Consider the following 23,398-nt stretch of genomic DNA (forward strand, 5'->3'; position numbering starts at 1 on the left):
AAACTACCACCTGCGAGGTTTCCAAAGGCGATTCCACCAATTCGTTGCCACGGAACCCCCTCCCCGATTAGTCTACATAACGCCACTCTTCCTGTCTCACGATCTCGTCGAAAGGATTATGTCATGCGAGCATTGGCAACGGCCTGCCTGGTGCTGCTTCTGGGTGCGAACCTGGCGTTTGCTCAAGCGCCTCCCCGTGCTGACTTCGAGCGGATCGTGACTATCGATTCCCCAGCCGCGACCGCTGATTTCGAGAAGATCGAACAGCTGGCGAGCGAACTGCTCACTGCCCAAGTCGAACTCGATTTCGCGAAGACACCCTTGTTGCAAGCTGTGGAAGAAATCGCACGGCAAACCAAGATTCCGATCGAGATCCATCAGCAAAGCCTAGAGGACCACGGGATCTCTCTCGATACGCCAGTTACGCTGAAGCAGCCCAAGCTTTCGGCGGCATCCGCATTGAGACTGCTACTGCGACCAGAGCATCTTTCGTACACGATCACGCCTGAACACGTCAAAGTATTCGGCATCGAGGTCGAAGGGCATCATCGGTTGATTCCGAAGTTCTATAACCTCTCGTCGTTGGTACCCGATCCGAAGCGTGACTTCAATTCGCTGCGGCATGTGATTGTCGACACGATCCAGCCAGAACGATGGAGCGATCTGGGTGGCCCCCAAACGATTGAGCAATATCCAGGCGGAATGTTCGTATATGCCCCCGTTGCCGAGCAGCAGTCGGTCGAAGCCCTGCTGGGCGTCCTTCGCCAGGCAAAATCGCTGAGAGACGATGCTTACGCGACGGCTTCTTTGCCTGTCTCCCCTTCTTCGCAGCAGCAAACGGAATTGGAAAAGCGACTGGAAAACACTCGCATCTCGATCGATGCCCAACGATTGCCGCTGGCAGAAGTGGTCCAGCAGATCTCGGTCGAGAGCCAGATCCCAATCGAGATCGATACGCTTGAACTGCAGAACATGGGGCTGACTCGGAACGTTGCCGTCAACTTACAACTGAAGAACTTCAGCGTGCGTCATATCTTGAACATGCTGACGCGACAACATCGCCTGGATTGGATTTGCGATCGAGACATCGTGATCATTTCCAGTCCGGAAGATGTTGAGGCGAACCTGCAAACCCGCGTCTATCCGATTCGCGACTTGATCTGGCATGGCCTCGCCCCGCGCGATGTCGAACTGCTGACAATGATTACCGATGCAGCCAACAAGAAGGACGACAATCCTTGGGCCATTCTTGCTTGCCCCAGCATGCCTTCCATTCCAAGCACCGACAATGTTGGCGACACGATTCAAGAGTTTGTCGCTCCCGAATCATGGGATGAACTGGGAGGCCCTGGCAGCCTGAGGTTGTACGCCAAAGCCGATTGCCTGGTCGTGAGCCAGACGGCGGAAGTCCATGCGGAAGTCGCGTCGTTTCTGCAGTACCTTCGCCGGCAACAGAAACCAGAAGACCGCGAAGAACTGCGAGCCCGTCTACAAGCCGAACTCGACGAGATGATCACGGTGGTCTTCGATCTCACCAACGACGACGACCCAAAGCCTCAGCGATCAACGGCGGAAATAGATTTACTTTCGCGGCGTGCGACGTTCCGGATCGATCCGGAAAGTTGGAAGCGAAACGGGGCATATGTCGACGTGACCTCGCGCGGGCTCGTTGTTTTCAACAAACGCTCGGTCGTTCAAGAGCTTTATCGCTACCTGGTCACGCAGCGAGCCTTGCCAAAGATCACAACGGCAGAAGAAACCGAAGCTTCTGCTCCGGCCGAACCAGAGATCTCCGGTGAACCAATGCCGGGCGGAATTTATTAGTCGCTTCCCCATCAACTCGTCCTCAAAGTCAACTCTCGCCATCAAGGATTTTGAACGTGCGAATCTTCTTGTCTCTTTGCTTATTGTTGATCACCGGCGTATCGGTTGCGGAAGAGATTTCGCTCGACGAAGTGACACCGATCACGGTCCAACTTCCTGACAATTCCGATTCCGAACTCGCGGCGATTGACGCTCTGCGTGACCAACTGCAAACGCAGAAACTGGGCGTGCACTTCGACGAACTTCCCTTGGTCGATGCGGTGCGATTCATCGAAAGCAAGACCGAGATTCCGATTCGTATCGACTTCAAAGCGTTGCAGGATGTCAACTTCTCCCCCGATATGCCGATCACGCTGGATGCGGAAGAACTGTCGGCCACAACGATCCTCTCGTTGATCGCCCACGAACACGCTCTGGCCTATTACTTCCAGTCCGATGCCGTGGTGATTTCGACTCCACAGCATTCGGAGGAACGTTACTTGACGCGTTGCTACGACCTCTCGCGATTTCCTTCCGAGTTGTACTACAACGATCTCTACGACGTGATCACCACAACCTTGGAACCGGAAAGTTGGGATGTACTCGGTGGCACCGGGACGGTCCAGGTCTTCCAAAACAGCATGCTGGTTTCCGCCTCGCCGCGGGTACATGCCAAGCTGCAAACGCTGTTGGATCAACTCACGAAGGCGATCGATCTTCCTTCGGAAAACTACCCGGTCCAGCCCCTTCATATTTGGCCAACGGCTAAACTGATGGCGATCGCGGAAGCAAAGCTCGACAGCACAACCATTACCGCCGATTTCAACAACGCGACGCGGGAAGAAGTGTTTGGGTTTCTACGAAAGACAAACCAACTACCGATCATGCTCGATCACAGCGAGCTCTCCTACAGCGACTTCGAACTGCCGAAGACGATCGACTTAAAGCTCGAAAAAGTCCCGGCTCGCAAAGCACTCGATGCCATCTGTCAGCAGTTCGGCGTTGGCTGGGAGATCTTCAACGAAACGATTCTGATCACGTCCGAGTTGAACGTTACCAGCAATTTGGAAATCCGCATCTATCCGGTGAGAGACTTGCTCTGGCACGGGCTCGATGTCCGAGATGCTCGCCTTCGACACGAAATCGAACAGTTCTATCAACAATCGGCGATGCCCAGCGCGGCTTTGACGGCGCCACTCCTTCCTGACACCGATAACCTGATCGCCTCGCTGGTTTTTCCCAACCAAGCCGAGAGTTGGGAGATGTTGGGGGGACCATGCACGATCATCGAGTACCTGCCCGGCGATTGCCTGGTGGTAATGCAATCGACGAAAGTCCATCGGCAAATCGAGGCGCAGCTCAACCAGATCCGTAAGCAGCAAAAGCCGATCGATCTCGACCAGTGGAAGCAGCAGATTCACGCTTATCGCCAGGAAGTGGTTGCCGTTTCCTTTGTGGCGTTACCGCCGGTCGATGATAATCCACCACTGACCAAGGGCGACCTGCAAGATATCGCCGCACTGATCAAGGCCACCCAAGATAAGGCGACCTGGGGCGTTCCCGGCCATGCCATCTTCGCAACATCCAACGGTCTGATCGTTCGCAATCAACGCAGCGTCGTTTCACGCGTGGAAGAATACCTGAAGTCGCTTGCGATTTATTCGGCAGCCGACGTCCACGTCGCCCCCAAGACCTTGCCTGGGGTTGGGGCTGCCGATGAAGCGGTTCCAGCGTTCGAGTAGTGCAGTTCGCGACTCGCAGTCGTCCGCACGACCAAGATGTCTCTCAGAACATCTTGGTCAGCAGGATGGCGAACTCGCTGTCGAACAGCTTGTCGGGGCCATCTTTCAGCGGAGCAACCGCGGCGGCTGTCAGAATGTAGTCTTGGCCCAACTGAAACCGCAGACCAGCCGTCGCGTTCAAGACATCGAGACGGTTGTAAGGGTTGGTCACGATGTCCCCACTCGAAGGCCCTGCCGCCGCCAGGTCGGTATCGTTGAGCGTGGTCGAGTAGTGAAGCTCGCCGATCACGGCAGCCCGTTGAATCCAATGTCCGCAATGCTGCGACTGATAGAACCAATGCCCCAAGGTGTAATCGAGGTACAAGAAGTTCTGCTGCTGGTATCGCGAGATCGCAAATCGATTGCCCCCATCCCCGCGGCTAAATGTATCGCCATTCAAATCGAAGTCGAGCTGGGCGATCGCGGTCGACCAGGTACGGTCGGTGTGACGACGATAGTAAGCCACAAACGGCAACAGATGGACCGACTGGTTCTGGACGTAGCAGATGGTGCTGCCGAGCGAACTGTTGGTCAGGCGAGCGTCTGGACCGGTTGGCAAGCTGACGGTCAGGCCAGCCGACAACGCCGAGTCGTTTCCTTGCTGTAGCAAGATGCTCTTGAACACAAGGCTCATGTTGCCGAACTCGACGTCGGTCTGGCTACCGCTTCCGTTCACGTCTTGCACGTTATCGAGACCGCCCACCAATGGCATGCGAACTTCAATCGAGGACGAGCCCTCGAGAAACGTCTTTTCCAGACCGAGCGTGACGCGGTTCACGTCTTGCCCTGCCAGGTCGATGTTGCGGACCGGCTGGCTGAAGTGGTTATAGTTCACGAACCAACGATTCACCGGAATCGGGCTGACGTTTTCAGCGATCTTGAAACGACGATCACCACCAGCGATCGGCACATTGAAGCCGTTGTTGATGTTGGTGTTACCGTAGCTTGGACCGGCGATCAGCGCGGTCGAACCAAAGAAGTCACCGATCGTGGCATCGCGGAAGCCAATGTTCTCGTTCGCCGAAGCGAACTGGGCCGAAGTGGCGAAGGTAGTCGACGGCAGCGGCATCGCCGGCAGATCGTCGGCTGGCTGCATCAAGTCGTCGGTCATGGGGACTTCGCCCATCGGCGAAGTGGAAGGCGTTGGCTGGCCTGGCATGGCCTGACCGGTTCCTGGCTGGCAAGGAACCGGAGGGCAAGGATTGACGCACTGGCATTTCTTGGGAGCACAGTTGCAGTCGGCCCAGACCGAAGTCGCCGAGACCACGTGTGCTACCAGAGTCGCGAGTGCCACCATCCATAAGCGGCCTTGCATGGGCGTTCCCTCTTTCAATCCACAGTTTCCAACACCAGATCGGCCAAATCGCAAGATGCAGCCGTTGTTGTTCACTACTCGGCATCCCCTGGAAGGACTCTCCATGCTTGCACAGGTCGAATTCTAGGAGAAATCGGAAAAACTGCGACGCCCGACATCATCGCCCCGCAAAGTCTCCCCAAAGCCCTTAATTTAAAATGAGCTTTGAACGAGAGCCTGGGTTCACCCATCCTGGCCGACTGATGTTTGCCTGAAAGTGGCAGCCGCGGCATCGTAGATTCTTGGAAATTTGTCCGCGCAGTACTGGGGGAACAGACACCCACCCACATTGACCACTCATTCAAACCCGACCGTAGACCAAAGCGCAGGCAAAACGGGTCTACCCCGACGCAGGGAACAACGGGTTTTGATTTCAGGACTGGCAATGGAAAAGTCGGTACCTCAATTCGCGCGTTGCTGGCAGCTAGTGTTCGTCTGCGCGAAAACGAGATTGCAATCACGTTTCTGCGATAAACGATCGACCGGTCCCACCCTCATGCAGGGAAACTTTTTTTCTTCTGAATCAGCAGAAATCGCTTCATCTCTTCCCCACAATTTCCTTCGCTTTTTCTTCATACGCGACCACTAGCTTCCTTGCTTCGCGAGCCCGTTCCCGCCGGTGTGGCCAGAGAGAACGTGATGGTTCGCGCATCGAGTTTTTCGGCGACGCCCATTCGTTGACTGGCCTTCCCCTCGGCAGCAACGGCACTCCGACCCGTCGCCAAACACGAACCCATAGGACCTTTCGTTTTATGAACCGCATCTTCCCGCCCCATGCTTCGCGTCGTTCTGCGTTCACGCTCGTGGAACTGCTGGTGGTCATCGCAATCATCGGTATCTTGATCGCCCTGCTCTTGCCGGCCGTGCAGCAAGCACGTGAATCGGCCCGTCGTACCCAGTGCACCAATCACCTGAAGCAGATTGGTCTCGCCTTCCACAACTTCCAAGATACGTACGGTCACCTGCCATACGGTGGTAGCGATACGACCGCCGCCGTTCCGATGGGTTCGTCGAGCCCAAGCGACTGCTGCAATGCCGACCAGCTCGACTACTTCAACTGGACCTACCAGATCCTGCCCTTCCTGGAACAGACAGCCCTTTATGATCTGGGCGATCCGAACAACGCCACCGGTACTGAAGGCTCGATCGCTCGCAATGGTGTCGCTGGCTACTTCTGTCCATCACGGCGCGTTGCCACGCCTTACGGCGGTAGCAATGTCTATCGTGCCGACTACGCTGGTAACGCCGGCGAACGTCACAGCAGCGGTATGCGTGCGGGTACCAGCACCGGTAAGCATGGCGTCGTCCGCAACAACAAGACCAAGTTCCCCGCGATGATCGAACACATCCGCGATGGTTCGTCGAACACCATCATGGTGGGCGAAAAGGCTCTCCACGATTCGGCCTATGGCGTCGAAGGTGGCGACAACGAAATGTGGAACAACGCCGGTTGGGACGAAGACGTCATCCGCTTCGGTTCGTATTACGACTCGGGCAGCGGCGACTCGACTCCCCTGGTCCCAATCCCAGACTGGGCCGCTCCTAAGTTCGACGACAGTGGTGCCTTTGAATCGTTCGACGCCAAGTACAGCTTGAATGGCGTGTTCAAGGGCTGGCACCCTTATTTCGGTTCGTCGCACAACGGCGGCACCAACTTCTGTCTCGGCGATGGTTCGGTTCGCTTCATTCCTTACACCGTCGATGGCCTGGTCTTCACCTACGCTGCCCTGGCCGACGATCGCAAGACGTTCGATTGGCCGTAACTTGCCGTTGGTTTGAAGCCTGAATTCAACTTGCCACTTCGTCCCCTACCCTGGCGAAGTGGCAATGCTCCCTCTCACCCCTCGAAAGAGAACCCTCCGATGAAGTACGTATCGATCGCGATGTTGTTTCTGGCTCTCGGTCTGACCACCGGCTGTGGTGGCGGAACGACGAACAAAGGCGAAATCCAGCAGATGACCGCTGACGAAGAAGAAAACCTCAAGGCTGAAATCCAAGCGGTTGAAGATGCGGAACGAGCCAACCAGTAAGCGAGGTTGTCGATTCCGAAATGAAGCCCAGGTACCCTGCCTCGTTGGTGCCTGGGCTTTTTCGTGCGCTACGACTCTTTCTTCTGCGGGCGTTCGCTCGGAAACTCGCACAGCGGAATGCTGGTGGTCGGTTCAGCAATCACTTCCGCCAAGGTCGTGCTGCGAAATGCCTCTTCCACGCTGGCCATCGCGTTGTCGAGCCGGCGATGCAGCGGGCAAAGATTCTTGCCATGCGCCGAGAGCCCGAGCGGACAGGTCGAGATCCGCTCGATCGGATCGACCGCGTTGACCACTTCCAGAATGGTCAGCTCGTCGGGCGACTTCACCAGCGAGATCCCGCCGCCGACGCCCCGTTGCGACTTCACGACCCCGGTTCGAGCCAGCCCCTGGAGAACCTTGGAAAGATAGGCAATCGGAACCTTGGTGCTGTTCGCGATTTCTTCGGTGGTCGAGCTAGCCGGAGCGGTATAGGCCAAATGGCACACCGCTCGCAGAGCATATTCAACAGTCTGCGAAAACATGCTTTTCCCACAAGTGTGGCTAAATTGGACATTGACATCCAATTATTCGTGTCGTAGATTGCAAAAAACAAAACAGGACTCCTTTGTCCGTTTTGTCTCCCGCCCCATCCAGTTTAGCGTAAGTTCCTCTCTTACTCGATTGGGAAAGCCATGAAACATATCGACGAAGCACGTTTGGAATCGGACCTGGGCTACCGTTTCGGTTATCTGCTCGAGTTCGTAGGTTTTGGCGGAGAGGATATCGAGGCAGTCCATGGTGCCGCGGAAGCGTTGGCACCGCTGGTCCCAGGGCTGGTCGATGCGGTCTACGACAAGCTTCACGGTTACGATGCCACCTGGCGTCATTTCGTGCCGCGTCAGCACGGCTACGAAGGAGACGTTCCGACTTCGGTCGAGGCGTTGTCGCTCGATCACGAACAGATCCAGTTCCGCAAACAGCACCTGGCACGTTACCTGGTTACCCTGGTCACCAAGCCGTACGACGAGAAAATGTTGAGCTACCTCGACATGGTCGGCAAGATGCACACGCCAGCCGCCGGTAGCCGCGACCTCGATGTCCCGCTGGTTCAGATGAATGCCTTGATGGGCTTTGTTGCCGACGCTTTGATTGTCACCATTACCGGGCTGGGGTTGGATCGCGAAACGGAAGTAAAGACGCTTCGCGCATTCAATAAACTGTTGTGGCTTCAGAACGATTTGATCAACAAGCACTACGTGCCTGCCAGTTCAACCGTGGCTTAAGGATACCGCTACCACGTAAGCAAGAGACCTCAGGCAGGTGTCCTTGGCCCCACACAGAAGCGAAGGTTACTGTCATGGACGGCAGTAACCGGCTTCAACTTTTGCGGCCTGCCTCTTACGCAGGCTGCTTCTCTGTTTCTTGATAGAAGTGGACGTCGCGTTGTGGGAACGGAATGTGGAACCCCCGTTCGTCCATGCCGACTTTGATCTCTTCGACAATATCGCAGCGTGTCGCCCACCAATCAGGCGTCTTCACCCAACCACGCACTTTGAAGATGATCGCGCTGTCGCCTAGTTCAAACACGCGAACTTCGACCGCAGGATCTTTCTGAATGCGATCGTCGGCCTCGAGTGTCTCGATCAAGAACTGCTTCACCGCTCGGATATCGTCGTTGTAGCCGCAGCCGATTTCCAGGTCGACCATGCGGGTCGCATGTCCGGTGAAGTTGGTGATGACCGCTTTGGTGATCTCGCCATTAGGGACGATCACCCTTTTGTTGTCGATCGTCCGCATCACCGTGTGGAAGATATGGACTTCCTGCACGATCCCAGTCGCGCCGGCCGCTTCGACAAAGTCTCCGACGCCGAACGGACGAAACATGATCAGCATGATGCCCGAGGCAAAGTTCGACAGCGAATTTTGCAAGGCCAGGCCAACCGCCAACCCGGCCGCCCCGACCACGGCTGCCAGCGAGGTGGTATTGATCCCCAGCTGATTCAGCGCGGCGATGATCACCAGACCAACAACCAAGGCGTAGGCAATGTTGGAAAGGAAACCAGATAGCGTGTTATCGAGATGACTTCGCTGGAGCGCCCGATTGAACAGATTCCGAAAGATGCGTGCTGCGATCCATCCCAAAAACAAGACCACGATCGCAGCGATCACATTGGTCACCCAAATCGGACCTTGCTCGATGAGAAAATCGGACGCGGTTTTGTAAAACTCGGACAGTCGCGTGATGGCATCTTGGGGTGCTTCTTCTTTCCCGGCTTGAGCGAACAGCAGCATGGGACGATCTCCTGAGGTTGGTCTATGAAATCAAAGCTTCGACTGGAAGGATGATTATTTGCCATCGCTTATCGAAGGCCAAGTCGAATCAAGAAACGAAATCGGGCCGCGAGTCCAATTCGACACGCGGCCCGATCGTTAAGGTTCAGCAAGTCAAGCGAGCTTACTTGTTGTTCTTGGTCGTTCCATCCCAGTCGTCGGTGCGGAATGGCGTGGCAGGCAAGGCCTGAGCGTTTTGCAGGTTCGCCACAGGGTTATCCCCCCAAGCATAGCGGACAGCCACTGGCTCTTTCACTTCAGGGCTCGAAACTCGAACCTTGTTGCTGCCGATCAGTTCAGCTTTGGCATTCACGAACTTCTTATCGGCACCCGCGATGGTGAAACCCTGCAAAGCGCGGGTATCGAACGAATCGAGCTGGCTACCGTAGGTATCCATTTCAATCACGATCGCATTACCTTCGACGCTCATCGACTTGTAGCGAGGGCTTTGGCTGACGATCTTGTAGCCATACTCGTTGGCCAGCGCGAGGCGAGCCAGACGTTTGGCGACGTCTTGCTTGTTACGTGGGTGAATGTCTTCCGCTTCGCCCAGATCAATGATGACGGCCTGACCGGTGTTCGGCAGACGATCGAGGGTCATCGTTTGAGCTTCACGAAGTTCGGCCCAAGCACTGTCGCCTGGTTCGGAACGCTCTTGCAGGAAGTCAGCCAACTGAACCCAATAGAATGGGAAGTCCCCCTGACCCCAGCGGTCCCGCCAGTTCTGGATCATCAGTGGGAACAAGTCGCGGTATTGATAAGCACGACCGGCGTTCGATTCGCCCTGGTACCAGATCACACCACGGATACCGTAGCCAATGATTGGGTTCAGCACGCCTTGGTATAAGTTCGCGGGACGGTGCTGGTTGGTGAGCGGATTGCGTGGAGGGCTTGGCTTTCCGCCTGGTTCTGGCTTGCCATCCGCTTTGGCCTGCTTGGCCTTTTCTTCCCAAGCCTTCAGATTTTCTTTGTACTGGGCAACTGCTTGTTCGTGGTTGTAGGTTGCTTCGGTCTGTTCCCAGCGAGCCATCAGTTCGTTGAACTTGCCACTGTTCTTCAGCACGTCACGTTCCACCCAAGCTTCGGCAGACGAACCACCCCAGGCGTTGTCGATCAAACCAACCGGCACGTCCAAGGTTTGATAGATCTGACGACCAAAGAAATAGCCAACGCCAGAGAAGCTGCCAACCGTATCAGGCGTGCAGAGTTCCCATTTGCCGTTGAACGATTCTTGAGCTTCCTGGGTACCGACCTGAGGCACGCTGATCAGACGAATCTTTGGGAAGTTCGCCGTCAGACGTTCGAGGTCAGCATCGTTCGATGCGTTCACGTCCCACTGCATATTCGACTGGCCGCTGCAAACCCAGACTTCGCCAACCAGAACATCGGTGATGACCTTTTCGGCATCGCCGCTACGGACAACGACCTGGTGAGGACCGCCGGCTGGCAGAGGCTTCAGTTCCGCTTTCCATTTGCCGTTGTCGTTGGCAGTGACCGTGACTTTCTGGTCACCAAGTGTCACGTTTACCTCGGCACCTTTATCGGAACTTCCCCAGATAAAGATTGGCATGTCGCGCTGTAGCACCATGTGATCGGTGAAGAGCGCCGGCATGGTGAGTTCGGCTTGCAACGAACCAACCAACAGAAAAGTTAAGAGAGCGGCGAACGTACCGCTTTGCATCCAACGGGAGTTCATGAGGGTGTCTCCGGGAAGGTGGTGTAAGGAATAGAAACTCCGGCAAGACCGCTCACTATAGCACAGCACCAAGTGAGAAACAGCTAGTTGCTACACCCCTTCCCTGCTCCTAATCTTCCAATAATCCCCACAAAACCGGCACCCACCTGAAATCAGGTCAGCGGATGAACGATAAAACGCAAGATCAAGACTATTACTTGATGTGGAAGACGCGGGGACCGATCCGTCGGTTGATCTCGCCCCTGGAAGGCTTGATCTCAGATGCCGCGTGGGGAGGCGTCCTGCTGATGATCAGTACGATCGTCGCTCTCTACCTCGCCAATAGCCATTGGGCCGAAGCGTATCACGAGATTCTTTCGGCGCCGGTCGATGTTGGACTGGGCAACTCGCATCTCGTGCTCGACGTGCATCACTTTATCAACGACGCCTTGATGGCGGTCTTCTTCTTTGTTGTCGGCCTGGAAATCAAACGCGAGATATTAGTCGGCGAACTTTCGTCCGTTCGTGAAGCGGTCTTGCCTGCCGTCGCCGCACTTGGTGGCATGCTGTTTCCAGCGGCGATCTTCCTGCTGATCAATTTGCACTCAACCGCTGGCCAGGAAGGCTGGGGGATTCCGATGGCGACTGACATCGCGTTTAGCCTAGGTATCCTTTCACTACTGGGATCGCGCGTGCCGCTCTCGGCAAAGGTTTTTCTAACAGCGTTCGCGATTGTCGACGACATTGGCGCGTCGATGGTGATTGCCTTCTTCTATACCGAAGACATCATTTGGCCGATGGTTGGTTTGGCTTCCCTCTTCTTTATCTGCCTGGTGCTGTGCAATGCGTTCGGTGTTCGTCGATCGGCACCCTATATCTTTCTGTCGCTCGCACTTTGGTTTTGTTTTTTGAAGTCCGGCATTCATCCGACCATCGCAGGAATCTTGGCAGCGCTAACGATTCCTGCACGACCGAGACTTCAGTCGGATGAATTTTTGATTTCGACACGCATGTTGCTCGATCGCATCGAAGCACGTCACGAAGAAGAAACGAGCGTGCTTAAAGACAAACAAAGTCACGCGATGATTTCGGATGTCGAAACGGCGAGTCGCTTGACGCAGACCCCACTGAAGCGGTTCGAGAACGCACTTCACTTGTGGATTACCTTCTTCATCATGCCTGTCTTCGCATTGGCCAACGCCGGGATCGAACTGAATGGCAACCTAGGGGAGAAGCTAAGTCACCCGGTCACCATTGGCGTGATCGTCGGCCTGTTGGTCGGCAAACAGATCGGCATCACTCTGTTGGCCTGGGGAGCGGTCAAGATGGGCCTGGCTCGACTGCCGCGCGGCGTTTCGTGGGGGATGCTGTATGGCCTGTCGTGGCTGGGAGGCATCGGCTTCACGATGTCGCTGTTCATTACCAACCTTGCCTATGGAAGGATGTCGGAACATCGCGACGATGCGAAGCTGGGTATTCTGATCGCGTCGGCCATCGCCGGCATCGGCGGGTGTGCGATCGTTTGGTGGTGTCTTCCCTCAGAAAAAACAGAAGAAAACGAGCAACATGACTCGACAAATCTCGGGCAAGCCCCGCCGGAGCTTGACTAGCCGCGGGGATGGACATTGCACAGAAACTCAACTATTCTGAATTTCGTTTTCACGATACCCCCTCCGCAATTCACCGGAACACCTCAAGGATAACATCCCCATGAATCGCTCTTGGATCGCTCCTGCCTGCCTCACCGCCGTCCTGCTGTCGGCCAGCTTCGTTTGTGCTGAAGATGAAAAGTTCACCCCACTGTTCGATGGCGAAACGCTGGAGGGCTGGGTGCAGAAGGGTGGCACGGCAAAGTACACCGTGGAAGATGGCATGATCATCGGTACTTCGGTACCGAAGACCGGCAACAGTTTCCTGTGCACCGAGAAGCCTTACGACAACTTCATTCTGGAAGTTGAATACATGGTCGATCCGTTGCTCAACTCAGGCATCCAGATTCGCAGCAACGTTTACGACGAACCAAAGACCTACAAGACCAGCGATGGTAAAGAAGTGAAGGTCGGTGCCGGTCGCGTGCATGGCTATCAGGTCGAAATCGATCCTTCGGATCGTGCCTGGAGCGGTGGCATCTACGACGAAGGTCGTCGTGGTTGGTTGTTCAACCTGAAGGACAAGCCAGAAGCCCAGAAGGCCTTCAAGCAGAACGAATGGAACAAGTACCGCATCGAATGCCGCGGCGACTCGATCAAGACCTGGATCAACGGCGTTCCTGCAGCCGACCTGAAAGATGACATGACCTCGAGCGGCTTCATCGCCCTGCAGGTTCACGGCATCGGTGGCGACGAAAAGAAAGTCGGCAAGCAGATCAAATGGCGTAACGTGAAGATCATCGAACTGGAAGACTAAGCCTTACGTTTTCCAACGTAACTTGATTCACGAAGAGAGGCCGCAACCTGTTTGCGGCCTCTCTTTTTTTGCGTCCCTGGATTCATGCGGCCACAAAATAAACGTTAAGATGCCAACTGAATTGCCCTGTTTGCTTTTGTTTTTCGCCTAGTCCTTAAGAGCCTGTTGTCTTGGTTTTGTTCGTTGGCAAACGAACGAAGCAAGGCGACACGTTCCAAGGAGCATGGCATCGACCCTATTCCTTACGAAATCACCACGCATGTTTCTTACTGAACCGCGTCAGACACCTTACGACCTCCACTTCCATCTGCTCAACATCCCAGTTCGTATCCATCCCATGTTCTGGTTGGTGTCGGCCTTGATGGGATTCGCGGCAGATCGAACTCCGCAGATGGTATTGCTGTGGATCGTGGCAGTGTTCATTTCGATCCTGGTGCACGAGATGGGACATGCGATTGTGATTCGCTACTTCGGTTGGGAGCCGAGCGTTGTTTTGTATTCGTTCGGCGGATTGGCCATCCATAACCCATACGTTCAATCGCAATACGGCCCTGGCCGTGCAAGGCGGAGCAAATGGACCCAAATCATCATCAGCGCTGCCGGCCCTGCCGCCGGCTTCCTGTTGGCCGGCTTGATGTTAGCGTTCCTGGCAGGCACGCGAGTTGCTTCCGTAGAACTGGAATGGTTCGAAGGCACCAACATCCCTCGCTGGTATAAGTTAGGCCCCAGCATGGGTCTGATGTCGAAGCCAAACGTGTTTTTTTTCATCCTCGACATGTTGTTCATCAACATTTGGTGGGGGCTGATCAATTTGCTGCCAATCTGGCCGCTCGACGGTGGCAAGATCTCGCGCGAACTGTTTCAGATGGTCGACGGCGGCCAGGCCATTCGTAACTCGTTGATGCTGTCGCTGATTTGTGCAATCGCCGTCGCGATCTGGGCATTTCAAGCAGAACAGCGCTTCATGCCGATCTTTTTCGGCTTCATGGCGATTCAAAACTATCAGGAACTAAGTGGTTCCAATCGATACGGAGGGAACAACCCTTGGTGACCAGTCCACAAAACGAAACGGTGCGTCAACGCTTGATCGTGCTTGGCGCCAGTAACGTAGCCAAGAGCCTGGAAGTTCTTCTGCACGTTGCCCCGGAGATGATTCCTCAACCGCTGGAAGTCTATGCCGCGATTGGTCGCGGACGTTCTTATGGAACCCAGTCGAAGTTTCTCTGCCGTCGTCTTCCAGGCATTTTAGAGAGCGAACTTTGGCCTTCGCTGGAAAAAGTTTCTGGTCCCGCAAAAACCACTTCGGTGATCACCGACATCGGTAACGACCTTCTTTACGATCGCACTGTTGATCAAATCATTGATTGGATTGAACAGTGCATCATTCGCTTGCGGACAACCGAAGGTCCCATCGCGATCACAGGCATTCCACTTGCCGGCGTGCGAAGTTTAGCACCGTACAAGTTTTGCGCGCTCCGCGCGATGATGTTTCCTTCTTCGAACCTTCAGTTGGTTACGGTGCAGCAGCGTGCGGAAGAACTCGACGCACGTTTACAAGCGTTCGGCAAAGAAGACGACATCATGTTTATCCCGCAAAAACCCGAGTGGTATGGCTTCGATCCGATTCATTGGCGACAAGCCAAACGACCGGAAGTGTGGCACACGATTCTTTCTTCGTTGGGCCATTCGAGGTTCGATTACTCGCGCGTTCGCTCTAACTTTTTTCATTCGATGAAGCATTGGATGACGCGTCCTTACTCGCGCACGATGTTTGGTATCGAACAATCGCAAGCGCAACCATCGATCAAGCGCGGTGAACATCTTACGGTCGCGTTGTACTAAAGCGCGCTACGCGAGCGCGCTTCGAACAGCCACGAAGCGCGCGTTTCTCTTCTCTACGCGACCCCCATTTTTTCTCAAAGAAGTTTGCAGTTGTGCATCGTGAGATGTGGAAAACGTGTTGCAAAAAAAACGAATATACGTACAACTTACCTCAGCTTCTTTTGTGAATGCCTGAAGGAAGGCACCGGGTAGCATCGGAAGCTGCACTGCCCTCAGGGCGCCCGGCAAGTTTTTATGTTTGTCGCAACGTAGTGGAACACTGAAAGCGATCGATCGGTTCGATACACTTTCGTTGTCAACCAAGTCGCGACGTGATCTTACGGAGGACGTTTAAGTGGCCACAAAGAAGAAGACTGTTAAGAAGGCTGCACCGAAGAAGGCAACCACCAAGAAGGCTGCCGCTAAAAAGGCTGCTCCAAAGAAGGCTGCCGCCAAGAAGGCTCCTAAGAAAGCCGTGAAGAAGGCCGCCACCAAGAAGGCTGCCCCAAAGAAGACCGCAAAGAAGAAGGTCGTCAAGAAGGCTGCTCCTAAGAAGGCCGCCACCAAGAAGACCACCACGGTAAAGAAGACCGTGAAGAAGGCTGCCAAGAAGTCGGCAAAGAAGACCGCCAAGAAGAAGGCCTAAGTAAGCCCGCTTCGCTGAAGAGACGCACCCACAACGTGCGTCTTTTCCCTCAGCAAGATCACAACGAGACAGAGCCGTTTTTCCTGCGAAAAACGGCTCTAACTTTTTCTTGTCACTGTGCTGAAAGTGCTGACTACAGAACAGTTAACGTCGGCATCGGTGGCTTCTCTGCGGCCGAGTCAGCCAACTGCTTCACCAGCTTATAAGCGATCTGCTCGAACCGTGGTGCGGTCACTTCATTCTGCAGAACATCGCTGGTCTTTCCGGCGTCACCCTGCTCTCGAATCGAGATCGTAATCGGCACGTCGCCCAGGAATGGAACGCCCATTTCCTCGGCCTTCTTTTGAGCGCCACCCCGTCCGAAGATGTCCCATTCCTTGCCGGTGTCTGGGCAAACGAAACCGCTCATGTTCTCGACCAAACCGAGTACCGGAATCTTCACCTTGCGGAACATCACGATCGCCTTGATCGCGTCGAGCAACGCCACTTGCTGTGGCGTGCAAACGACCACGCTGCCGGTCAATGGCAACAATTGGCTCAGGGTCAACGCAATGTCCCCGGTGCCTGGTGGCATGTCGATGATCAGATAGTCGAGCGGTCCCCAATCGGTATCGCGGAGGAACTGCGTCACCGCACCATGCAGCATGGGGCCACGCCAGATGACTGCTTCGTTCGGATCGACAATCAATCCCATCGAGATGATCTTCATGCCGTCGACTTCCTTCGGCTGAATCCGTTTCTCGATGACTTCCGGGCGACCACTCACGCCAAGCAGGTGAGGAATGCTGGGGCCATAGATATCGGCGTCCATCAAACCGACCTTGGCACCCGACTTCTTTAAAGCATAAGCGAGGCACGAAGCAACCGTGCTCTTACCAACGCCACCTTTACCGGAACCAACCGCAATGACGCTGCGGGCAGTCAAGCCAATCTGGCCGATCGGTTCGATCTTGCGTTGATGTTCGCGGACCTGAATGTTGACCTCGGTCAGATCAGGCATCGCCTTTTGAACGGCCGCTTTGGCCAGCTCTTTGGTCTCTTCCCATAGCGGCGCGCTATGCGTGGTCAGTTCCAGGATGAACGACGCCTTCGATTCATGGACGTCGACTTCCTTGACCTGATCGGTCGTGGTCACCGGACGACCACTAAGCGGGTCTTTGACACTTTCAAGGGCTTTGATGACTTGTTGCACATCAGCCATGGAGAACTCTCCTTCGAGCGGAAGCAGCTTCGCGAAACGTGTGAGTTACGTGCCGCGTGGTTTGTGAGTTGAGGGTGGCGTCTACCAGGGGAGCCAATCCAAGGGGTCTCGTTCCGTTTCCGGAACTTCGGTTTCGTCAGGAAGGTCCGCCAGAAAACGATCGATGGTTCGACCAATGATCGGAAGTGATTTCGTTCCAATCAGAACCAATCCACTTCCCATTTCCCAGCAGGCCCGATGCCAGGCATCCATCTGCTCATCCAGCAACAGCAGAACGTGACATGCCGGCCAGCGACTTCGGACTTCGGCGACTTGCCGGATGCGAGCCGCGACTTGCGGGGCCGTCATCGAGTCTCGCAGAGCCACCATCAGCAGTCGGTGACTATCCTCTTGCAGCAGCTTGGCGACCTCAGAGGCAATTCGAACCTCGACAAAACCAACCGACGACGTCGGCGTCAGCCCCCGCAAGCGGGGAGCCCAGCAAGGCTGAGGTTCGTACAGTACACACCGATCCGATAGATCCATGACAACCTCTACTCATCGTAAAAAGCGTGGTCCGGGGTGACAACCACGCTCAGCCCCTTCCTACCACTCATTCGAGCCCCCATTGCTCGATTCGACGATGCAATCGGGCCCTCGAAATCCCTAACATGTTGGCGGCCTGGGTTTTGTTTCCCTTCGCCGCCTTCAAGGTCCGAATCAAGATCTCGCGTTCGTACGCTTCCAAAGCGGCATCCAAATCGATCGATTCGGCCTGCTTGGTGTCCACCTTCTTGGCCGGCGTCCGAGCGACATCGACCGGAAAGTCGGTCACGGCCAAGGTAAATCCAGTGGCGACTTCATGGGCCGTGGTCAGCATCTCGGTTAGTTGATCGATATTGCCAGGCCACTCTTGCTGCTGAAGCCGATCGATCGCGTCGGCCGAGATCGATTGCAGTTGCCGATCGGAAGGAACGTTCAATTCTTCCACAATGGCTTGGGCAAGATACGGAATGTCTTCAGGCCGATCGCAAAGAGGCGGCAGTTCAATTTCCAGTGTCGAAATCCGAAACGCCAGGTCTTCACGAAACTGGCCGCGGCGCGCCAGCGTCAAAAGCGACTCGGAAGAGGTCGACAAGATTCGCAGGTCGATGTCGATCAGGTCCAACAGATGCAGCAATTCGCTTTGGGCACCAAGATCCATCTTCTCGGCGTTCAGCAGAATGAGCGAAGCATGCTTGGTTTCGTCTTCATCCAAGCTTCGCCGGACGAAGGCACGGATGGTAGTTTGCATGATTTCGGCATCCATCAGTTCCCCTTGGATCGAAATCACCGGTCCTGCCTGACCATGGTTCGAGGCGTAACAGATCGTTCGGGCAACTTGCTCGCGGCCTGTCCCTGGCTGTCCAATGACCAAGACCGGAACACGAGACTGCGATGCCAGGTCGACCAATCGCCGCACGCGGATCATCGCCGTGCTGATCCCTACCAGGTGGCTTACCGCATAGCGTCCACGATATTCGTGCCGTAAGGCCTGGAGTGTTGCGTGGATCTCTTCCTGCGGTTGCAATGCCCCAGAATTGGGAATGCGTTCCGGCGGGGCGAGCATTACCATCACGTTACGAACCAACGCCACCGCATCGGTGTCTGGTTGATCGGTGATCGGGTAAAAGATCCCTTGCCAGCGAACTTCGTCGGTCGTTTCGTCAGCGACCAGGGTAATCTCGCGCGTTCCGACTTCGCCAAGCCAGACATTCGAGGCGGGACAAAGATCGGAGACCAATTGCAGGGCTTTGGGTAACTGGCCGAGCCCGTGATACTTGGCCGCTAGATCGAATAGTTCGTCACGCGAAACGCCCAAGGCTTTCTCGGCGGCGGCGTTCAAGTAGCGAACCGCGTTTCCTTCACCGAACAACACCACCGGCCAGGCCGCCAGATCGAAGGCCTGGATTAAGAATGTCGTCGGTTTGCGTGGAGGAGAAGGCACTCCGCAGGCTCCCTGGGTGACGCGAAAGAGGCAGGATTACGATTTTGGCCAAACTTCGTATTATAAACCAACCCTTTCAGAGACGCGGGGCGCTTGTTAGAAATCCCACAAGCGCGAACAATGGAAAGAGTGTCGGTTCGCAAGGCAATGCGGCCGCCATTTCACTTCAACAACCACCTTTCTGGGATCGACCGAGGATTCTCAGAATAAGCGTTACGGATACGTAACACCCAGGACTCACTTATGCCGATGGATGTGGTGCAATTGACGCAACGACTGGTTCAAGTTCCCAGCGTCAATCCGATGGGGCACAAAGTCGATCAGCCCGAGATTCAACTCGAACACCGTTTGGGCGACTTGCTGGAAAAGATCTTCCAGGAAATCGGGGTCGAGTACGAACGCATGGAAGTCTCGCCGCAGCGCGACAATGTCGTCGCTTGCCTGCCGGGCAGTTCCGATAAGATCATCGTGCTGGAAGCCCATCAGGATACCGTTCCGGTCGATGGCATGACGGTCGCTCCGTTCGGCGCTAATCTGGTCGACAACCGCATCTATGGCCGTGGTGCTTGTGATGTGAAAGGTGGCATGGCGATGTGCCTGGCGGTGCTGTCGCGTCTGAAGGAGCAGCCAAGCGAAAACATGCCCACGGTTCTGGTTGCTTGTACCGTCAACGAAGAGTGCGGCTTCACCGGCGCTCGGCACCTGGCGAGTGTCTGGAAGAGTGGCGACTCGCAATTGATCTCGAAGCTGCCCGACGCCGTCATCGTCGCGGAACCAACCTTGATGAACGTGGTGGTCTCGCACAAAGGAGTCGTCCGTTGGCGCTGCCACACCAAGGGTCAGGCCGCGCATAGCAGCAGACCTTCGGTCGGCGACAACGCGATCTATCGCATGGGAGATGTGCTGCGGGCGATTCGCGAATACGAACAAACCGTCTTAAACACCGCCGAAGAGCAAGGCGTGCTCGGACTTCCCACCATCAGCGTCGGAACGGTGCATGGTGGCGTCAGCGTGAATACCGTGCCAGATCGCTGCACGATTGAAATCGATCGTCGCGTGTTGCCGGGCGAATCGCAGGAGGCAGTCCGCCAAGAGGTGATCGACTTCATTGCCTCGCGGATCGATGCCCCTGAGAAAGTTGAGCACGATCCTCCTTACATGAGTTCACCTGGCTTGCCATTGGCTGACTCGAATCAGGAACTGGCCCGACGTATTGCCGAGGTCGCTTCGGAATTCGGCGTGACCAGCGAGTCGATGCAGGTCGCCTATGGCACCGATTCGCCGGCGTACTTTGCGATTGGCGTCCCGTCGGTGGTCTTCGGCCCAGGCTCCTTGGCCCAGGCACACACGAAGGACGAGTTCATCGAGATCGAACAGCTTTACACGGCGACCGATGTCCTGGAGAAGCTTTGTCGCGGCTTCGGCTAAGAGAGCAAAGCGTTTTTGTCTGATCATCTTCACGCGTTGCCTTCTCTCGAGCAGCGCGCAGCAAAAAGCGAGAGCCAGCTTATGCAGACTCTCGCTTCGTTGTTTTGCTTCAGGCAGCTTCCGCGACGCGATTAAAACACATCCAGCAGGAAGTGGTGACCCGAGTGGTACAGACGACCGTTCGGGTATGGGTTCTGCCACTGTTCGTTGTAGACAGGAATTCGCATTTCGGCCGGATAGCGATAGTACAGGCTCTCGCGGCTGCGATAGTAATCGGCACCCTGGAAGTTCTGGGGATAATAGACGTAGGGATAGTGGTAGAACCGCTCCCAGTCATAGCTGCCGTAAGTTCCGCCCCAGACGCGGCTGAATGCTTGGTCCCCAGCTTCGGCGCTGGATAACGAGACCGACATCATCGCGGCAATAACTAGACCAAACACGATGCGTTGAAACATCGATGATCCCCCCAAATAACTTCTGGTTTATTTCATTGGAAGCTGTGGCCAATCACCCACGCTTCCCACGGACACGGAGACATGCCGCACCATAAGCATCGGCCTGACCGGAACCTGGAATTAAACGAAAATCCCGCAGAACCGGTACGAGACGCAAATTGAGGAGAATAGAACCGGTAATAACGAACGCCAGCGCAGGCCATGCCACGCCGCTAGCAACCTCTCTGATTCAGAACCTTGCCGACGATTACTCGGCGAACAAGGCGTCGCAGAAGGTATTGGTATCGAAGCGCGTCAGGTCTTCTGGCTTCTCACCCACACCAATGAATTTGACCGGCAGTTCGAAAGCCTTGCGAATCGGCACAACGACACCACCCTTGGCGGTCCCGTCCAGCTTGGTGAGCACGATCCCGGTACACTGAGCCGCTTCCGAAAAGCCCTTGGCCTGGCTGATCCCGTTTTGGCCGGCGGTCGCATCCAGGACCAGCAGCACTTCGTGCGGGCCGTCTTCGATCTTCTTACCGATGACGCGACGCATCTTTTCGAGCTCGGTCATCAGGTTCTTTTGCGTTTGCAGACGACCGGCCGTATCGATGATGATCACGTCGGCATTCGCCTTCAGGCCTTCGTCCACCGCACGAAAGACGACACTGGCGGGGTCGGTCCCCTGCTCTCCCTTGATGATCGTGGCCCCGAGACGTTCGGCCCAGATGGTCAACTGTTCGGTTGCCGCGGCACGGAAGGTATCTCCGGCCCCCAGCACAACCGAGTTGCCTTGATCGATAAACCAGCGGGTGAGCTTGGCGATGGTGGTTGTCTTGCCGGCGCCGTTCACGCCGACGACCAGGATCACCGTGGGGCCTTCGGCCGCCATCTTGATTGGTTCGGCATCCTGGTGCATCAGGCTGGCGAGTTCTTCCCGAATGTCTTTCAGGATGTCTTCGGTATGGACGATACGGCCACGGAAGTCGCGGGCGATCCGATCTTTGATCTGCGTCGCCGGACCGGCTCCCATGTCGGTTTGAATGAGGATGGCGAAGATCTCGTCGAGAAGCTCTTCGTCGACCAGGCGTCCTTCCGCCTTGAAGAGGTCGCGGATGTCGGTATTCAACAGGCGACGCGTTCGCGTCATGCCTTGCGCTAAGCGGCCAAAGAAACCTGGCTGCTTTTCGGCTCCTGCTTCGGACGAGGTGCCTTCAGCGTCTTCTTTCTTCTTACCGAAACCGAAAATTCCCATCGTTACGACTCTCGCCTTATGCCTATTTAATTGGGCAAACATGAAAGGGGGTCCGCACGCCAATGTACCCCATTCGAGGCAATTTGTCTGCCGAGGGTTTCAGGTAGCTGCCTTTGCCGACAGAACTGGGCCGGCGGAAAGGTTGCGGATGCCTGAGACTTAGAAGGATGCGTGCTTACGCATCCCCCAGGGCTTGCTTGCTCTTCAGAATACGATCCAGCAGACCGTTCACGAACTGCGGGCTGTGCTTGCCCCCAAAACGCTTGGCCAACTCGACCGCTTCGTTGATGGCAACGCGGGCCGGCGTGTCCGAATAAAGAATCTCGAAAGCCCCCAACCGCAACAAGTTGCGATCGGTCGCAGCCATACGCCGCAAGCTCCAGTTGTCGGCGAACCGTTCCAACTGCATATCGATTCTCTTGCGATGTTCGCGGGTACCGACCAGGAGGTATCGCCCGAACTCGACCAGGTTCTCATCATTCTTCAAGCGTGCGCGAAGGAACTGATCTGCCAGACCGGGATCGGCATCGGGATTAAGGTCCTCTTGGTAGAGGATCTGAAGAACAACTTCGCGCGCTCGACTGCGTCTTGCCATGGGAATCTAAGAGAGTGCCTCGTCTCGAGAAACGTACAACCGGCCTGAATTCGGTGGGGCTGGCCGGTTGCGTCTGTTGAATTATAGCGAGCGAGCCAGGGTCATGGTTTCGCGACTGGCAGTTTTCGGAGAAGTCCCATCATTTCGAGGGCCGCTTCTGCCGCTTCCACACCTTTGTTTCCGACAGCCCCCCCGGACCGGCTGATCGCCTGTTCGACGGTATTGCACGTCAGAACTCCAAAAGCCACCGGGATTTCGCATTCCATCGCCAGGTTACCCAAGGTCTGGCTGACCTGGGTGTTGATGTGCACGTCGTGGGTCGTTTCGCCACGGATCACACATCCCAGACAGATTACCGCGGCATACTTCTTGGTGCGAGCCATTACTGCGGCGGCCAGGGGGATTTCCCAGGCACCTGGTACCTTAGCCACGTCGATCTTGTCGGTGCTGATTCCGCGGCTTTCCAGTGTTTGCAGCGAGCCGGTCAGCAGCTTGTCGGTAATCGAGTTGTTGTAGGTCGAAACGACAATGGCGACCTGAAGATCTTCCGGCTGGAAGTCAGTTCCGGTGTAAGTGTTTGGCACGGAAGGGCCTCGGCAAGGATGCAGATAAATGGGGAGCGAGTCTCAAAGATCCCCCGCCACAGATAGGTCGACGGGGGAACGAGACAAAACAGAGCCTGGTTGGCCA

22 protein-coding genes are annotated in these 23,398 nt (G+C 55.6%); 11 read left to right on the forward strand and 11 right to left on the reverse strand.

Translation table 11 applies throughout. The annotated features are described in order from the left end of the window. Positions 1–123: 123 nt before the first annotated feature. Entirely contained in the window at positions 124–1,824 is a 1,701-nt protein-coding gene (locus tag AB1L30_RS17030) for a hypothetical protein (RefSeq protein WP_367014606.1), read from the forward strand. Between the two features lie 56 nt (positions 1,825–1,880). Continuing rightward, on the forward strand, positions 1,881–3,545 hold the full coding sequence (locus AB1L30_RS17035) for a hypothetical protein (protein ID WP_367014607.1): 1,665 nt from the start codon (positions 1,881–1,883) through the stop codon (positions 3,543–3,545). Positions 3,546–3,588: 43 nt separating this feature from the next. Here the strand turns inward: AB1L30_RS17035 and AB1L30_RS17040 are convergent, their stop codons facing one another. Further along, positions 3,589–4,899, reverse strand: a complete 1,311-nt coding sequence (locus AB1L30_RS17040; RefSeq protein WP_367014608.1) for a hypothetical protein — start codon at positions 4,897–4,899, stop codon at positions 3,589–3,591. Between the two features lie 791 nt (positions 4,900–5,690). Here AB1L30_RS17040 and AB1L30_RS17045 point away from each other — a divergent pair. Beyond that, on the forward strand, positions 5,691–6,701 hold the full coding sequence (locus tag AB1L30_RS17045) for a DUF1559 domain-containing protein (RefSeq protein ID WP_367014609.1): 1,011 nt from the start codon (positions 5,691–5,693) through the stop codon (positions 6,699–6,701). 99 nt (positions 6,702–6,800) lie between these two features. Then, on the forward strand, positions 6,801–6,968 hold the full coding sequence (locus AB1L30_RS17050) for a hypothetical protein (protein WP_367014610.1): 168 nt from the start codon (positions 6,801–6,803) through the stop codon (positions 6,966–6,968). Positions 6,969–7,036: 68 nt separating this feature from the next. On the opposite strand, the gene AB1L30_RS17055 is transcribed toward AB1L30_RS17050, so the two are convergent. After that, on the reverse strand, positions 7,037–7,489 hold the full coding sequence (locus tag AB1L30_RS17055) for an Rrf2 family transcriptional regulator (protein ID WP_367014611.1): 453 nt from the start codon (positions 7,487–7,489) through the stop codon (positions 7,037–7,039). Between the two features lie 150 nt (positions 7,490–7,639). Between AB1L30_RS17055 and AB1L30_RS17060 the strand changes: the two genes are divergently transcribed. Further along, positions 7,640–8,230, forward strand: coding sequence for a protoglobin family protein (locus AB1L30_RS17060; RefSeq protein ID WP_367014612.1), 591 nt, complete (start codon positions 7,640–7,642; stop codon positions 8,228–8,230). Positions 8,231–8,345: 115 nt separating this feature from the next. On the opposite strand, the gene AB1L30_RS17065 is transcribed toward AB1L30_RS17060, so the two are convergent. Continuing rightward, complete coding sequence (locus AB1L30_RS17065) at positions 8,346–9,239, reverse strand: mechanosensitive ion channel domain-containing protein (protein ID WP_367014613.1); 894 nt, start codon at positions 9,237–9,239, stop codon at positions 8,346–8,348. A gap of 163 nt (positions 9,240–9,402) precedes the next feature. Continuing rightward, positions 9,403–10,974: a sialate O-acetylesterase gene (locus AB1L30_RS17070; protein ID WP_367014614.1), complete on the reverse strand. Its 1,572-nt coding sequence runs from the start codon at positions 10,972–10,974 to the stop codon at positions 9,403–9,405. A 164-nt stretch (positions 10,975–11,138) separates the two neighbouring features. On the opposite strand from AB1L30_RS17070, the gene nhaA reads away from it, so the two are divergent. The 5 genes from nhaA to AB1L30_RS17095 all read left to right on the forward strand — a co-directional run bounded on the left by nhaA (position 11,139) and on the right by AB1L30_RS17095 (position 15,826). Next, complete coding sequence (gene nhaA / locus AB1L30_RS17075; RefSeq protein WP_367014615.1) at positions 11,139–12,563, forward strand: Na+/H+ antiporter NhaA; 1,425 nt, start codon at positions 11,139–11,141, stop codon at positions 12,561–12,563. 100 nt (positions 12,564–12,663) lie between these two features. Further along, positions 12,664–13,359: a DUF1080 domain-containing protein gene (locus AB1L30_RS17080; RefSeq protein ID WP_367014616.1), complete on the forward strand. Its 696-nt coding sequence runs from the start codon at positions 12,664–12,666 to the stop codon at positions 13,357–13,359. Between the two features lie 259 nt (positions 13,360–13,618). Then, positions 13,619–14,410: a site-2 protease family protein gene (locus tag AB1L30_RS17085; protein WP_367014617.1), complete on the forward strand. Its 792-nt coding sequence runs from the start codon at positions 13,619–13,621 to the stop codon at positions 14,408–14,410. Then, positions 14,407–15,201 carry a hypothetical protein gene (locus AB1L30_RS17090; protein ID WP_367014618.1) on the forward strand — a complete coding sequence of 265 codons (795 nt, stop codon included), beginning with the start codon at positions 14,407–14,409 and terminating at the stop codon, positions 15,199–15,201. The genes AB1L30_RS17085 and AB1L30_RS17090 overlap by 4 nt, the downstream gene beginning before the upstream one ends. A gap of 334 nt (positions 15,202–15,535) precedes the next feature. Continuing rightward, a complete protein-coding gene (locus AB1L30_RS17095) occupies positions 15,536–15,826 on the forward strand; it encodes a hypothetical protein (RefSeq protein WP_367014619.1) in 291 nt (96 codons plus the stop codon). Positions 15,827–15,959: 133 nt separating this feature from the next. Here AB1L30_RS17095 and AB1L30_RS17100 read toward each other — a convergent pair whose 3' ends face one another. The 3 genes from AB1L30_RS17100 to AB1L30_RS17110 all read right to left on the reverse strand — a co-directional run bounded on the left by AB1L30_RS17100 (position 15,960) and on the right by AB1L30_RS17110 (position 18,993). Beyond that, positions 15,960–17,027, reverse strand: a complete 1,068-nt coding sequence (locus AB1L30_RS17100) for an Mrp/NBP35 family ATP-binding protein (protein WP_367014620.1) — start codon at positions 17,025–17,027, stop codon at positions 15,960–15,962. Between the two features lie 81 nt (positions 17,028–17,108). Then, entirely contained in the window at positions 17,109–17,552 is a 444-nt protein-coding gene (locus AB1L30_RS17105) for a hypothetical protein (RefSeq protein WP_367014621.1), read from the reverse strand. A 67-nt stretch (positions 17,553–17,619) separates the two neighbouring features. Then, the gene (locus AB1L30_RS17110; RefSeq protein WP_367014622.1) at positions 17,620–18,993 is read right to left on the reverse strand and encodes a sigma 54-interacting transcriptional regulator; all 1,374 of its coding nucleotides are present in this window, start codon (positions 18,991–18,993) and stop codon (positions 17,620–17,622) included. Between the two features lie 264 nt (positions 18,994–19,257). Here AB1L30_RS17110 and AB1L30_RS17115 point away from each other — a divergent pair, with 264 nt between their 5' ends. Beyond that, positions 19,258–20,421, forward strand: a complete 1,164-nt coding sequence (locus AB1L30_RS17115) for a M20 family metallopeptidase (RefSeq protein ID WP_367014623.1) — start codon at positions 19,258–19,260, stop codon at positions 20,419–20,421. Positions 20,422–20,552: 131 nt separating this feature from the next. Here the strand turns inward: AB1L30_RS17115 and AB1L30_RS17120 are convergent, their stop codons facing one another. The 4 genes from AB1L30_RS17120 to ribH form a co-directional block, all read right to left on the reverse strand. Next, entirely contained in the window at positions 20,553–20,876 is a 324-nt protein-coding gene (locus AB1L30_RS17120) for a calmodulin-binding protein (RefSeq protein ID WP_345086850.1), read from the reverse strand. Between the two features lie 247 nt (positions 20,877–21,123). After that, positions 21,124–22,113: a signal recognition particle-docking protein FtsY gene (gene ftsY / locus AB1L30_RS17125; RefSeq protein WP_367014624.1), complete on the reverse strand. Its 990-nt coding sequence runs from the start codon at positions 22,111–22,113 to the stop codon at positions 21,124–21,126. A gap of 175 nt (positions 22,114–22,288) precedes the next feature. Beyond that, a complete protein-coding gene (gene nusB / locus AB1L30_RS17130; RefSeq protein WP_345086853.1) occupies positions 22,289–22,708 on the reverse strand; it encodes a transcription antitermination factor NusB in 420 nt (139 codons plus the stop codon). Between the two features lie 101 nt (positions 22,709–22,809). Then, on the reverse strand, positions 22,810–23,292 hold the full coding sequence (gene ribH / locus AB1L30_RS17135) for a 6,7-dimethyl-8-ribityllumazine synthase (RefSeq protein WP_367014625.1): 483 nt from the start codon (positions 23,290–23,292) through the stop codon (positions 22,810–22,812). Positions 23,293–23,398: the final 106 nt, after the last annotated feature.

It is taken from the genome of Bremerella sp. JC817 (assembly GCF_040718835.1).
Taxonomy (GTDB): Bacteria; Planctomycetota; Planctomycetia; order Pirellulales; family Pirellulaceae; genus Bremerella.

Excerpts from the sequence above, each read along its gene's own strand:
- AB1L30_RS17030 (WP_367014606.1), top strand. The coding sequence starts at position 124 with ATGCGAGCATTGGCAACGGCCTGCCTGGTGCTGCTTCTGGGTGCGAAC.
- AB1L30_RS17040 (WP_367014608.1), bottom strand. The coding sequence starts at position 4,899 with ATGCAAGGCCGCTTATGGATGGTGGCACTCGCGACTCTGGTAGCACAC.
- AB1L30_RS17045 (WP_367014609.1), top strand. The coding sequence starts at position 5,691 with ATGAACCGCATCTTCCCGCCCCATGCTTCGCGTCGTTCTGCGTTCACG.
- AB1L30_RS17050 (WP_367014610.1), top strand. The coding sequence starts at position 6,801 with ATGAAGTACGTATCGATCGCGATGTTGTTTCTGGCTCTCGGTCTGACC.
- AB1L30_RS17055 (WP_367014611.1), bottom strand. The coding sequence starts at position 7,489 with ATGTTTTCGCAGACTGTTGAATATGCTCTGCGAGCGGTGTGCCATTTG.
- AB1L30_RS17060 (WP_367014612.1), top strand. The coding sequence starts at position 7,640 with ATGAAACATATCGACGAAGCACGTTTGGAATCGGACCTGGGCTACCGT.
- AB1L30_RS17065 (WP_367014613.1), bottom strand. The coding sequence starts at position 9,239 with ATGCTGCTGTTCGCTCAAGCCGGGAAAGAAGAAGCACCCCAAGATGCC.
- AB1L30_RS17070 (WP_367014614.1), bottom strand. The coding sequence starts at position 10,974 with ATGAACTCCCGTTGGATGCAAAGCGGTACGTTCGCCGCTCTCTTAACT.
- nhaA (WP_367014615.1), top strand. The coding sequence starts at position 11,139 with ATGAACGATAAAACGCAAGATCAAGACTATTACTTGATGTGGAAGACG.
- AB1L30_RS17080 (WP_367014616.1), top strand. The coding sequence starts at position 12,664 with ATGAATCGCTCTTGGATCGCTCCTGCCTGCCTCACCGCCGTCCTGCTG.
- AB1L30_RS17085 (WP_367014617.1), top strand. The coding sequence starts at position 13,619 with ATGTTTCTTACTGAACCGCGTCAGACACCTTACGACCTCCACTTCCAT.
- AB1L30_RS17100 (WP_367014620.1), bottom strand. The coding sequence starts at position 17,027 with ATGGCTGATGTGCAACAAGTCATCAAAGCCCTTGAAAGTGTCAAAGAC.
- AB1L30_RS17105 (WP_367014621.1), bottom strand. The coding sequence starts at position 17,552 with ATGGATCTATCGGATCGGTGTGTACTGTACGAACCTCAGCCTTGCTGG.
- AB1L30_RS17120 (WP_345086850.1), bottom strand. The coding sequence starts at position 20,876 with ATGTTTCAACGCATCGTGTTTGGTCTAGTTATTGCCGCGATGATGTCG.
- ftsY (WP_367014624.1), bottom strand. The coding sequence starts at position 22,113 with ATGGGAATTTTCGGTTTCGGTAAGAAGAAAGAAGACGCTGAAGGCACC.
- nusB (WP_345086853.1), bottom strand. The coding sequence starts at position 22,708 with ATGGCAAGACGCAGTCGAGCGCGCGAAGTTGTTCTTCAGATCCTCTAC.